The 12,073-nt window shown below is 62.9% G+C and carries 10 protein-coding genes; 3 read left to right on the plus strand and 7 right to left on the minus strand.

Annotated features, from left to right (window positions below):
* Nucleotides 1–7 precede the first annotated feature (7 nt).
* From FAX90_RS01560 to FAX90_RS01575, 5 genes are all read right to left on the minus strand, one after another.
* On the minus strand, nt 8–562 hold the full coding sequence (locus FAX90_RS01560) for a YitT family protein (RefSeq protein WP_170234819.1): 555 nt from the start codon (nt 560–562) through the stop codon (nt 8–10).
* 142 nt (nt 563–704) lie between these two features.
* A complete protein-coding gene (locus FAX90_RS16485) occupies nt 705–872 on the minus strand; it encodes a hypothetical protein (protein ID WP_170234820.1) in 168 nt (55 codons plus the stop codon).
* A gap of 106 nt (nt 873–978) precedes the next feature.
* Entirely contained in the window at nt 979–2,394 is a 1,416-nt protein-coding gene (gene lpdA, locus FAX90_RS01565) for a dihydrolipoyl dehydrogenase (RefSeq protein WP_144094906.1), read from the minus strand.
* A 3-nt stretch (nt 2,395–2,397) separates the two neighbouring features.
* Complete coding sequence (locus tag FAX90_RS01570; protein WP_144094908.1) at nt 2,398–2,790, minus strand: acyl-CoA thioesterase; 393 nt, start codon at nt 2,788–2,790, stop codon at nt 2,398–2,400.
* 11 nt (nt 2,791–2,801) lie between these two features.
* Nucleotides 2,802–4,073: a pyruvate dehydrogenase complex dihydrolipoamide acetyltransferase gene (locus tag FAX90_RS01575; RefSeq protein WP_144094910.1), complete on the minus strand. Its 1,272-nt coding sequence runs from the start codon at nt 4,071–4,073 to the stop codon at nt 2,802–2,804.
* A 161-nt stretch (nt 4,074–4,234) separates the two neighbouring features.
* On the opposite strand from FAX90_RS01575, the gene FAX90_RS01580 reads away from it, so the two are divergent.
* Nucleotides 4,235–4,690, plus strand: coding sequence for a universal stress protein (locus tag FAX90_RS01580; protein WP_144094911.1), 456 nt, complete (start codon nt 4,235–4,237; stop codon nt 4,688–4,690).
* A 4-nt stretch (nt 4,691–4,694) separates the two neighbouring features.
* On the opposite strand, the gene FAX90_RS01585 is transcribed toward FAX90_RS01580, so the two are convergent.
* A complete protein-coding gene (locus FAX90_RS01585; RefSeq protein ID WP_144096786.1) occupies nt 4,695–6,965 on the minus strand; it encodes a ribonuclease R family protein in 2,271 nt (756 codons plus the stop codon).
* A 167-nt stretch (nt 6,966–7,132) separates the two neighbouring features.
* Here FAX90_RS01585 and FAX90_RS01590 point away from each other — a divergent pair, with 167 nt between their 5' ends.
* Nucleotides 7,133–9,163: a M3 family metallopeptidase gene (locus FAX90_RS01590; RefSeq protein WP_144094913.1), complete on the plus strand. Its 2,031-nt coding sequence runs from the start codon at nt 7,133–7,135 to the stop codon at nt 9,161–9,163.
* Between the two features lie 4 nt (nt 9,164–9,167).
* Entirely contained in the window at nt 9,168–10,394 is a 1,227-nt protein-coding gene (locus FAX90_RS01595) for a VOC family protein (protein WP_144094915.1), read from the plus strand.
* Between the two features lie 9 nt (nt 10,395–10,403).
* Here FAX90_RS01595 and proS read toward each other — a convergent pair whose 3' ends face one another.
* Nucleotides 10,404–11,948, minus strand: a complete 1,545-nt coding sequence (proS, locus tag FAX90_RS01600; protein ID WP_240704665.1) for a proline--tRNA ligase — start codon at nt 11,946–11,948, stop codon at nt 10,404–10,406.
* Nucleotides 11,949–12,073 lie beyond the last annotated feature (125 nt).

Consider the following 12,073-nt stretch of genomic DNA (forward strand, 5'->3'; position numbering starts at 1 on the left):
CGTGCGGTCAGTAGCCGGTGTACCGTCCCGGCTTGTGATAGGCGATGAGAATGCCGCTGACCGCCGCGACGCTGAGTACTGAATAGAGCGCGAGGTCCGAGGGGATCATCAGGATTGCGGTCAGGATGATGGCCGCATCGAGCACGAAGCTTATCCAGCCCACGCTCCACCCGAACTTCTTTTCCATCCAGATCGACAGGATCGTCACGCCGCCCACCCCTGCCTTGTGGCGAAGGATCGCGAGAATTCCCGCGCCCGCCGCAGTGCCCCCGGCAAGTGCACCGAATGCCGGGTGGATCGAGCCGATCTCCATCGAAAAGCGGGTGATGGCCGTGATGATCGAAACAAGCCCGACCGCGACCACTGATTTGATGAAATAGTTGCGTCCCAGCGCATTCCACGCCAGGACGAAGAACGGCATGTTAAAGAGCCAGAAGGCTTGGTCGACGGTAAGCGGGCTGAGATAGGATGCGAGCAGCGCCAGACCGCCCATGCCGGCCGTGACGATACCGCTGGCCTTCATCAGCGTGAGACCGATGGCAAACAGGGTCGATCCCGTCACCAATCCATATACGTCTTCGGCAATGCTGTGGGGTATGGCCTCGGGAAAAGCCGTCTCAGGTACGGTTTTCCCATCTTCGCTAGCGGTCGTCTGCTTTTCCATCGCGCAGCGCTAGACGCTCACGCAAAGCCGGACAAGTCCGTCAGGAAGGGGCTACCGGATGCTCTTCCACGTATTGCACGCCCATTTTCCGGCTGGGCTTGGCCTCGCGCGTGCGCTGACCAATCGTGCGTCGACGCTCAAGCTGCGAAAACGCGGCGCTCTCTCCATGGTTGGGAAGCGTTTCGTGATCGAGAATTTCGAATTCCATCGGCTCTCTCCATCTGTCCCTGACAAGGACGATACTCTGGAAAGAGCGTGAAGTTCCGCCCGCCGCGCCCGGTCGAACCAGGCGTGCGGCAGGCAGAATTTCAGGATCAGATGTGGATCGCGCGCCCGTATGCGGCGAGCACGGATTCGTGCATGGATTCGCTGATCGTCGGGTGCGGGAAGACGGTCTGCATCAGTTCCGCTTCGGTGGTCTCCAGCGTCTTGCCGACGACGAAGCCCTGGATCATCTCCGTCACTTCCGCGCCGATCATGTGTGCACCCAGGAGTTCACCGGTCTTTGCGTCGAACACCGTTTTCACAAAGCCTTCCGGCTCACCCAACGCGATGGCCTTGCCGTTGCCGATGAAGGGGAACGTGCCCGCCTTCACCTTGTAACCGGCTTCCTTCGCTTTCTCCTCGGTCATGCCGACGCTGGCGATCTGCGGGTGGCAATAAGTGCAGCCCGGGATGTTGTTGCGGTCCAGGCCGTGCGGGTGAACGTCCTTGTTGCCCAGTTCCTGCGCAATGGCTTCGGCAGCGCTGACACCTTCATGGCTCGCCTTGTGGGCCAGCCAGGGTCCCGGCGTGCAGTCGCCGATGGCCCACAGGCCCTTGACGCCCGTGCGGCCCAGATCGTCGATCTGGATAAAGCCGCGGTCCATCTTCGCGCCAACGGCTTCGAGGCCGATATTCTCTGTGTTCGGCACGATGCCGACAGCAGAGATGACGTGGCTGAACTCGTGCTCGGCGACTTTGCCGTCCTTGCCCTTGATCTTGGCCTTCACGCCCTTGGCTCCGGCCTCGATTGCCTCGACGCCCGCGCCGGTCATGATGTTCATGCCCTGCTTGGTCAGCGCCTTTTCAAGGAATGCGGACACGTCCTTGTCCTCGACCGGGACGATACGGTCCAGCATCTCGACCACGGTCACGTCTGCGCCCATGTCGTTGTAGAAGCTGGCAAATTCGATGCCGATCGCGCCCGAACCCATGACGAGCAGCTTGGTCGGCATTTCCTTCGGCGTCATCGCGTGGCGATAGGTCCAGATGCGTTCGCCGTCCGCCTTGGCAAAGGGAAGCTCACGCGCACGTGCGCCGGTCGCGACGATAACGTGCTTGGCGCTAATCGTCTCGGTGCCGTCCTTGCCCTTGACCTCGATGCTGGTGGGCGACTTGAGCGTCCCCTCACCCATGTGCACCGTGACCTTGTTCTTCTTCATCAGGTGCGTGACACCCTTGTTCAGCTGCGAGGCGACGCCGCGGCTGCGCTTCACGACGGCATCGAGGTCCGCCTCGATCTTTCCGGCGATCTTCAGGCCATAGTCGCTCGCATGTTCGGCAAAGTGCTTCACTTCGGCCGAACGCAGCAGCGCCTTGGTCGGGATACAGCCCCAGTTGAGGCAGATCCCGCCGAGCAGTTCACGCTCAACAATTGCGGTCTTCAAACCCAGTTGCGAAGCCCGGATGGCCGCGACATAGCCGCCGGGTCCCGAACCGAGGACGATCACGTCATAGCTTGCCGACATCTTTCAAAGCTCCTGCCCAGTCTTCAGCGCCGGGCGGTTCTTGACCGCGCGAGGGCGCCCTGTTTCGTCAATCACCACGAACGTGAATGTGCCGTTGCACACTTCCTTCGTGACTTCGGTGTTACGTTCGCGCGCTATGCCGCGCACCTCGATATTAAGGGAGGTATTCCCCTCCCTTGCGATGGTCGTGTAGATCGACAGCTCGTCCCCCACGTCCATCGCACCGGGAAAGCGAAAGTCCGTCGCCCCGATCACGACCGCAGTGCCATTGGCATGGCGCGAGGCGGTCGAGCCTGCTCCCAATGCCATCTGGCTCATCAGCCAGCCGCCGAACACCCCGCCATAGGGGTTCGTATCGGCTGGCATCGCGGTCACTCGGATGGTTGGCTCGCCCATCCCCTCACTCATCAGGCCAGCAGACCCATCGGCTTTTCGACGAGGTCCTTGAACACCTGCATCAGCTGCGCGCCGTCCGCACCGTCGATGGCGCGGTGGTCGAAGCTGCCGGTGGCCGACATGACCGACGCGATCTGAAGGCTGTCATCGATCACGTAGGGGCGCTTTTCGCCCGCGCCGATGGCCATGATCATGCCCTGCGGCGGGTTGATGACCGCCTCGAACTGCTTGATCCCGTACATACCCATGTTCGACAGGCTGGCCGTGCCGCCCTGGAATTCGTGCGGCTGAAGCTTGCCTTCGCGGGCGCGGGTGGCCAGGTCCTTCATCTCGGTCGAAATCCTGGAAACGGTCTTGTCGCCCGCGTCCGTCACGATCGGCGTGATGAGCCCGGCGGGGATCGACACGGCAACCGAAATGTCGGCCCGGCTGAAGCTGAGCAGCTGATCGCCGGCGAACTGCACGTTGCACGACGGCACCGCCATAAGCGACTTGGCCAGCGCCTTGATCAACAGGTCGTTGACCGAGAGCTTGACCCCGCTGCTGGCGAGGCTGTCGTTCAGTTCGCCGCGCAGTTTCAGCAGCGCGTCGAGGCGGATGTCCACCGTCAGGTAGATGTGCGGGACCTGCTGCTTCGATTCCGTCAGGCGGCGCGCAATGGTCTTGCGCATGCTCGACAGCTTTTCCGAAGTGTGCGGAATGCCGAAGTCCTGCGCCTGTGCGGGTGCAGCAGCCGGGGCCGGAGCCGCGGCCTGTGTGGTCGCAGCAGCGCCGGGCTTTGCGCTTTCGACGTCGGCCTTGATGATGCGTCCGTTCGGGCCGGTGCCCTTGACGGTTGCAAGGTCGATGCCCTTGTCCTGCGCGATACGCTTGGCCAGCGGCGAGGCGATCACGCGACCGCCATCGGACGCCGGCGCGGCGGCGGGCGCCGGGGAAGATGCAGGAGCAGGCGCAGCGGCCTCTGCCTTTTCCTCGGTGGCCTTGGGGGCCGCGGCAGGTGCCGGAGCAGCCGCAGAGGTATCGATGCTGTCGGGGTCTTCGCCTTCCTCAGCCAAAGTGGCGATCACGGTGCCGACCTTCACGCCTTCGGTACCGGCTTCGATAGCAATTGCTGCGACGGTACCTTCATCGATGGATTCGAATTCCATCGTGGCCTTGTCGGTCTCGATCTCGGCGATGATGTCGCCCGGCTCTATCTTGTCGCCCTTCTTCACAAGCCATTTGGCGAGGGTGCCCTCCTCCATCGTCGGGGAGAGAGCCGGCATCTTGAGCTGGATTGCCATCGATTTCCTTATTGGTTTTTGGGCGAGGGATGTTGCGAAGCTTTCTGGGCCAGCTAGGGCCGGTTGGTCAAGACGGGCAACGCGCCTTTTTCTTGCGAAAGGCGAACCTTTCGCCCATCCATCGCTGCACGATCTGAAATCGAGGAGTTATCGCCATCACGATGCGCGTCTACCTTGTGATTATGGACGAAACGCCCGAAGCGCGGGTGGCGCTTCGTTTCGCGTCTCGCCGCGCAGCAAAAACCGGCGGTACGGTCCACATCATCGCGCTCGTTCCCAAGCAGCAGTTCGTCGCTTTCGGCGGCGTTCAGGCCACTATCGAATCAGAGGCCAAGAGCCGTGCCGAAGTGCTGGTCATGGCCGCGGCCGGCAGCCTGCTTCAGGAAAGCGGACGTATGCCCACGATCTCGGTAAAGGTCGGCGACGGTGCGAAAGTGGTGCAGGAATATCTTGTCGAGCACGAGAACATCGCTGCGCTCGTTCTGGGCGCGGCCGCAGAGGGTGCGCCCGGCCCGCTGGTCGCGCACTTTGCCGGAACGCGGGCAGGACAGCTGCCCTGCCCTTTGATGATCGTGCCGGGCGGCCTTACCGAAGAAGAAGTCGACGCGCTGAGCTGACGCGTCAGCGTTTCTTGCCCTGATGCCGGATATTGCCCGGCCTGCCGCGCTTGCCCTTGATATAGCCGGTCTTGTCCTGCCGCTTTGGCCCGCGATTTTGCGGCCTTCCGCCGCGCGGTTCGATACGGCCCTCGAACTCGGGCGGCTCGAACTTGAGCGCGCCGGTAAGCGGGTTCGCCTCGGCCAGACGTAGCTTCATGCGGTCGCCCGAACGGTATGTGGTACCGGTCCGGTCGCCGCGAAGAACCTGCGCCTTCTCGTCATAGAAAAAACGTTCGTCGCCCAGGACCGAGACGGGAACCAGCCCGTCCCCACCGAAACCGATAATCGTCGCGAACAGGCCGAACTTCTGAACGCCGGTGACGCGGGTGTCGAAGACCTCCCCGACACGGCCCGACAGCCAGGCGGCGACATAGCGGTCGATCGTGTCGCGCTCTGCCTCCATTGCCCGCCGTTCGGTCCGGCTGATCGCCTCGGTCACGCGGTCGAGCGACGCGCGGTCGCGATCTGACAGGCCGGATGAGGCGGGGATCGAGTGATCCTTGGGCCGCGGCTGTTCAAGACCATATGCCTCCACCAGCGCGCGGTGGACCAGAAGGTCCGAATAGCGGCGGATGGGCGAGGTGAAGTGCGCGTAGGATCCAAGCGCGAGACCGAAGTGGCCCGCGTTCTTCGGCCCATAATAGGCCTGCGTCTGCGTGCGCAGAACCTGCTCCATTACCAGCGCCTTCTCGGTATCGTCGGCAACGTCCTTCAGCAGGCGGTTGAACAGGCCGGGCGTGATGACCTGTCCCATCGACAGCTTGCGATCCATCGTCGCCAGATAGTCCTTGAGCGCGATCAGTTTTTCACGGCTTGGCGGTTCGTGGATGCGATAGACGACCGGCGCGGCCTTGGCCTCAAGCGCCTTTGCCGCCGCGACGTTGGCCGCGATCATGAAATCCTCGACCACGCGGTGCGCGTCGAGCCGCTCGCGAACCGCGACTTCGGCGATGCGCCCCTGCTCGTCCAGCACGACGCGCCGTTCGGGCAGGTCGAGGTCGAGCGGATCGCGGTCGTCGCGCGCGGAGTTGAGCGCCTTCCAGCAAGCCCACAAGTGCTTGAGGTTGTCGCCAGCATCGCCCGAGTCGATCCGCGCCTGCGCGTCTTCGTAGGCGATGACTTCGCTGATCTGGACGATGGCGCGGGTAAAGCGCCAGTCCTTGATTCGTCCGGTCTTGTCGATGACGAGATGGCACGCCATCGCGGCCCGCGCCTCGCCCTCGCCCAGCGAACAGACGTCGGCGGAAAGGATTTCGGGCAGCATGGGCACGACACGGTCGGGGAAGTAGACCGAGTTGCCCCGCTTTCGCGCCTCGCGGTCGATGGCGCTGCCGGGCCGGACATAGAACGACACGTCGGCAATCGCGACGAGCGCCTTCCATCCGCCCGCATTACCCGGATCGTCGTCCGGCGCGGCCCAGATCGCATCGTCGTGGTCCCGCGCATCGGCCGGGTCGATCGCCACGATGGGCAGCGACCTGAGGTCTTCGCGCTTGTCCTCGCTGAGCGGAAGCTTTGCCGCTACTTCTGCTTCCTCAAGCGAGTCCGAGGCGAATTCGAACGGAATGTCGTACTTGTTGATCGCGATCAGCGAATAGGACTTGGGCGCAAGTGGGTCGCCCAGCACCTGCGTCACTTTCACACCTGCCCGCGGAGAGCGGCCTGCCGCTTCGGCAAGGACGAGCTGGCCCTTCTCGGCCCCGCCAAGGTCCGCGATGGGGAGCGACGAGCGGACCGATTTCTCGATCGGGGCAAGCCAGCCCTTCCCGCTGCCGTCGATCTCAACCACGCCCATCATCGAATCGTGCGTATCGGGCAGCTTCTTCATCGGATGGGCGAGCCAGCCATTGGTCGTCTCTTCCGTCCGCGCCAGCACACGGTCGCCCTTGCGCAGCGCGGGCATCTGCCGCGCCTTGCCGCGGGCCTTGGTTTCCACCATGCGCAGACGCGGTGGCGGTGTCCCACTGTCGGGCTCCCAGTTATCGGGAATGGCGATCGCCTCGCCTTCCTCGATATCGACCACGCGCAGGACCGTTACCGTGGGCACGCCGCCCATCCGGTGGAAAGCGCGGCGGTCGCCGTCGATCAAACCTTCGTCGGCCATGTCCTTGAGCAATCGTTTGAGCGCGATCTTCTCCTGCCCCTTCAGTCCAAAAGCACGCGCGATCTCGCGCTTGCCAGCAGGGGTTTCGGACGACTTGATGAAGTCCATCACCTGCTTCTTGGTGGGCATTCCGGGGGTGCGCTTGGGAGTTTTCGCCATATCCGCCCATGTGGCCATGCCCGCGCCCATGCGCAAGCGCGATCGCTTCATTGCACAGTCAGGCACGGGGCTGTATCTGGTTTCATATTAAACCATCCCCGTGCGACAGAGCACGCTGAGAGAGTAGAAACGCCCTCATGAAGACCCTCATCACCGCAACGCTGATGTCCGCCACGGCCCTGACTGCCCTTCCCGCACAGGCCGGAACAGTGGAAGATTTCCTAGGCGCGCCGATCGCGACGGCCAAGGATGCCGCGGCAATCGATGCCCGGTGCGACATGGTGATGACCGAGCTTGAGCGGCAGTTGGGCGCACTGGAAAACGGCAAGGGTACCGCCAATGTCGCCAACACGCTGAAGCCTTACGACGAGATGATTGCCCTGCTCTATGCAGCGGGCGGAGAATTCGTGGTCTACCGCGAAGTCATGCTCGATGCGGAGCGGCGCGAGGCGGCGGGCAACTGCGAAAGCAAGATCGACAACTTCGATAGCACGATCAAACTGTCTCGCCCGCTTTACGACCGGCTGAAGCTCGTCGACGTCAGCGACGAGGATGCCCAGACCCGATATTACATGGCGGACATCCTGGCGGAGTTCGACCGAAACGGCGTGTCGCTGGATGATGAAGGCCGCGCAAAGGTCGCGCAGATTCAGGAAGAAATCGCGAAGGCCGGGACCGATTTCGACCGCAACATCGCGGAGAGCACCGGTTCCATCAAGGCACTGCCCGCCGAACTGGCCGGTTTGCCGCAAGACTTCATCGATGCCCATCCGGTCGGGCCGGACGGCCTCGTCACGCTGACCACCGCAGGGCCGGACGTAACGCCGGTGCTGGCCTATGCGGAAAACGAGAACCTGCGCGAACGGTTGATGCGGGTCTATTATTCGCGCGCCTATCCCGAAAACCAGGAAGCCCTCAGCCGCCTTATCAATACGCGCGACGAACTGGCAAAGGTGCTCGGCCGGGAGAACTATGCCGCGCTCGCGCTCGAGCCGCGCATGATCGACACTCCGGCCAAGGCCGCCGAACAGATCGAACAGGTCGCCGCCGCGTCCCTGCCCGCAGCACAGGCCGATATCGCACTCAAGAAGGAAGTGCTGGCGGAATTGAAGCCGGACGAGGATCTGGACATCTTCAACACAAGCTACGTCGCGACGCAGGTGCTGAAGGATCGCTACGACCTCGATCCGCAGGAAGTGCGCCAGTACTTTACCTACGACAACGTGCGCGACGGGGTGTTCCAGCTGGTCGAGGACCTGTTCCAGGTCGACATCGTGCCTTGGGAAACCGACGTCTGGCATGAGGACGTGGAGACCTTCGAAATCCGCGATCGGGGTCAGGTAAAGCCGGCCGGGACTGTTCTGGGTCACTTCTACCTCGATTCCCATCCGCGCGACGGGAAATACAGCCATGCCAACCACGTCACCATGCGCGACGGCATGGGAGACAATCCGGCCATGTCGGCGCTTGTCATGAACCTGCCCAAGGGCGGTTACGATACCGGCCTGATGGAGCATGCCGACGTCGAGACGTTCCTCCACGAATTCGGCCACCTCATTCACAACATCCTTGGCGGCGGTCAGCGCTGGTACGGCCAGGCCGGTGTCGCGACGGAACGTGACTTTGTCGAAGCGCCTTCGCAGATGCTGGAAAACTGGGTCTACGACTACGACACGCTAGCGCGGTTCGCGAAGAACGAAGCCGGAGAGACGATCCCCCGCGAGCTGGTCGAGAAGATGAATGCTGCACGGTATTTCGGTCGCGGTCAGTACGAACGCCGTCAGGCCGGATACTCGAATGCCTCGCTGAACTTCTACATGGGCGCCGCGCCTGAGGACTTGTCCAAGGCCTATCGCACCTGGGTCAACGAATATTCGATGCTGCCCTTCCCCGAAGGCACGCACAGCGAGGGACGTTTCGGCCATCTCAACGGATATTCGGCCGGTTACTACACCTATGGCTGGTCGCGCGTGATCGCGGCCGACCTGTTCACTCGCTTCAAGCAGGCGGGCCTGCGCGATCCGCAGACGGCGATGGACTATCGCCTGAAAGTCCTTGGCGCGGGCGGGACAAGGCCTGCCGCCGAACTGGTCGAGGATTTCCTTGGTCGCCCGATCAGCTTTGAGGCCTTTGCCGAAGAAGTGGCGCAAGGCACGAAGAAGGACTGAGCCGATGGCCTTCGTTTCCAGCGACCTTCTGCGCGCCCGGTTCAGCGCGGCGATGTCGGCCATGTACCGCGAGGAAGTGCCGCTCTACGCGACGCTCCTCGACATCGTGGCGGACGTGAATGCGAAGACGGACGCTGACCTGGCAAGCCGGGATGGCGCTCGTCTTGCAGCCGAACGGCATGGCGCGATCCGTGTAGGGACGGCCGCCGAACTGTCGCAGATGCGGCGTTTCTTCGCGGTCATGGGTATGGAGCCGGTGGGATATTACGACCTGTCGCAGGCGGGCGTGCCGGTTCATTCCACCGCGTTCCGCCCGGTCACGAACGAGGCTTTGGCCGCCAATCCGTTTCGCATGTTCTGCTCGCTGCTCAGGCTCGAGCTTATCGAGGATGCCGCGTTGCGCGACCGCGCGGGTGAGGCGTTGGACAGCCGTCAGATCTGTTCCGACCGTCTGCTCGACCTGATCGACAAGGCGGAAAGCGACGGCGGGCTGGCCGACGATGATGCCGCGGCTTTCCTTGCAGAAGGGCTGGAAGTCTTCCGCTGGCATTCGCAGGCGCAAGTTTCCGCAACCGATTACCGCGCAATGAAGGCGCAGCATGGCCTTGTCGCCGACATCGTCTGCTTCAAGGGGCCGCACATCAATCACCTTACGCCGCGCACGCTCGACATCGATGCGGTTCAGGCGGAAATGATTGCGCGTGGGATCGATGCGAAGGACCGGATCGAGGGACCGCCGCGCCGCAAGTGTCCGATCCTTTTGCGGCAGACCAGCTTCAAGGCCCTGTCCGAGGCGGTCACGTTTCAGGACGGCAGCGAAGGCGCGCACACCGCTCGGTTCGGAGAGATCGAACAGCGCGGCGCAGCCCTGACCCCCAGGGGCCGCGACCTTTACGACACATGCCTGAACCGGGCACTGGCCGCTGGCGGCGACTACGAACGCGAACTGGCCGCAGCATTTGCCGATTTCCCCGATGACTGGGAGATGCTGCGCAGCGAAGGGCTCGCCTATTTCCGAGAGGATGAAGGTGGCGTCACGCCGATCGTATGGGAGGATTTCCTACCGGTCAGCGCGGCGGGCATCTTTCAGTCGAACCTTGGCGACGACGCGCGCGACAGCGCGATGGACGGCGGCACGCAAGACGCTTTCGAAGCCTCGCTGGGCCGCAAGGTGCTGGACATGTTCGAACTCTACGCGGCCCAGGCGGAGGGGAGCCCCCTCCCCGCCTGAGGCGCGTGATCAGTAGGCGCGGCCGACGTAGATCGTCTCGACCGCCTCTTCGCCCGTGAAAAAGCAAGGCTTTTCAGGCTTGTCCGCATCCATTGGCGTGTTGCGGATGGTCAGCTTCAGGCTCTTCAACTTTTCGACCACGGCTTCCAGCGCATCGCCGGTCGGCCTTGACCATGCAATCTGGACCCAGCCCGGCTTCTTCGCGCTTTCGCCGAAATGTTCCGCCAGCGCTTCGAACGTTTCGATGTCGTGGCGAATATTCTCGTCCCGGCGCTTCAGTGCTTCTTCGTAAAGTGCCGACTGGATGGATTCGAGCGTCGATGCGGCGCTGAAAATGAAATCGTCACGCTCGGCAAAATCGAAGTCGGGCTTGCCGTCTTCGCGCCACAGGCGATCGCGGCGAAGAACGGCGACTTTGCCGTTTTCCATGTCGCGCGGGCCTACTTCGACGATGATCGGCGCACCCTTGCGGACCCAGTCCCAGCGCTTCTGCGACGACTTGCCGGGGCGGCTGTCGAGCAGGACCCTGACCGGTTCGCGGAAAGCGTCGTGTTCGGCCAGAGCCTTGCGGACGTGTTCGCAATAGGCAAGCACTTCGGCATCGCCTTCCTTTTCGCGCAGCATGGGCACGATCACGATCTGGTGCGGCGCAAGACGCGGCGGCACGCGAAGTCCGTCATCGTCGCCATGCGTCATGATCATGCCGCCGATCATGCGGGTCGACATGCCGAAGCTGGTCGTGTGGCACAGCGTCTGCTGGCCTTCCTTGTCCTGGTACTGGATGTTCGCGGCTTCGGCGAAGCCGGTGCCGAGATAGTGCGAGGTGCCGGCCTGAAGCGCCTTGCCGTCCTGCATCATCGCCTCGATCGAATAAGTCGCGACCGCGCCGGGGAAGCGTTCGTTCTCCGGCTTTTCGCCCGCGATCACCGGCATGGCCATGACGTCTTCGGCAAAGCTGCGATAGATTTCGAGCGACTGAAGCGTATGCTCCAGTGCTTCTTCCTTCGTGGCATGGGCGGTATGCCCTTCCTGCCAAAGGAACTCGCTGGTGCGCAGGAACATGCGCGTGCGCATTTCCCAGCGCACGACGTTAGCCCACTGATTGGTCAGCAGCGGCAGGTCGCGCCACGACTGTATCCAGCGGCTCATCGCCTGTCCGATCACGGTTTCGGAAGTCGGGCGCACGACGAGCGGCTCTTCCAGCTTCGCCTCGGGATCGACGACGAGCGTGCCGTCCTCCGACTTCAAGCGGTGGTGCGTGACGACCGCCATTTCCTTGGCAAAGCCTTCGACGTGTTCGGCTTCCTTGGCGAAGTAGGACAAGGGAATGAAAAGCGGAAAGTAGCAGTTCTGGTGCCCCGTCGCCTTGATCGCATCGTCCAGCACGCGCTGAATCCGTTCCCAGATGCCATAGCCCCACGGCTTGATGACCATACAGCCACGCACGCCCGATTCCTCGGCCATATCGGCCTGAGCGATGACGGCCTGATACCAACCGGCGAAGTCGGCTTCGCGCGTGATGTCGAGAGCATGGCGGATCTTGGAGTTGGACACTGGGGTGTTCTGCCTGAATGCGCGTGTGGAACCGAAACCGGCAAAATGCAGCGGGGCAGCCGAAGCCGCCCCGTCAACCGGACCTTTCGCCCCTATGCGGGGGAAGCCCGTTTGCCAAGAGTTCT

The organism is Croceicoccus sediminis, from assembly GCF_007570835.1.
Classification (GTDB): Bacteria; Pseudomonadota; Alphaproteobacteria; order Sphingomonadales; family Sphingomonadaceae; genus Croceicoccus; species Croceicoccus sediminis.

What these genes read in the sequence shown, in the direction of transcription:
- FAX90_RS16485 (WP_170234820.1), bottom strand. Translation starts at nt 872, where the DNA reads ATGGAATTCGAAATTCTCGATCACGAAACGCTTCCCAACCATGGAGAG.
- lpdA (WP_144094906.1), bottom strand. Translation starts at nt 2,394, where the DNA reads ATGTCGGCAAGCTATGACGTGATCGTCCTCGGTTCGGGACCCGGCGGC.
- FAX90_RS01570 (WP_144094908.1), bottom strand. Translation starts at nt 2,790, where the DNA reads ATGGGCGAGCCAACCATCCGAGTGACCGCGATGCCAGCCGATACGAAC.
- FAX90_RS01575 (WP_144094910.1), bottom strand. Translation starts at nt 4,073, where the DNA reads ATGGCAATCCAGCTCAAGATGCCGGCTCTCTCCCCGACGATGGAGGAG.
- FAX90_RS01580 (WP_144094911.1), top strand. Translation starts at nt 4,235, where the DNA reads ATGCGCGTCTACCTTGTGATTATGGACGAAACGCCCGAAGCGCGGGTG.
- FAX90_RS01585 (WP_144096786.1), bottom strand. Translation starts at nt 6,965, where the DNA reads ATGCCCACCAAGAAGCAGGTGATGGACTTCATCAAGTCGTCCGAAACC.
- FAX90_RS01590 (WP_144094913.1), top strand. Translation starts at nt 7,133, where the DNA reads ATGAAGACCCTCATCACCGCAACGCTGATGTCCGCCACGGCCCTGACT.
- FAX90_RS01595 (WP_144094915.1), top strand. Translation starts at nt 9,168, where the DNA reads ATGGCCTTCGTTTCCAGCGACCTTCTGCGCGCCCGGTTCAGCGCGGCG.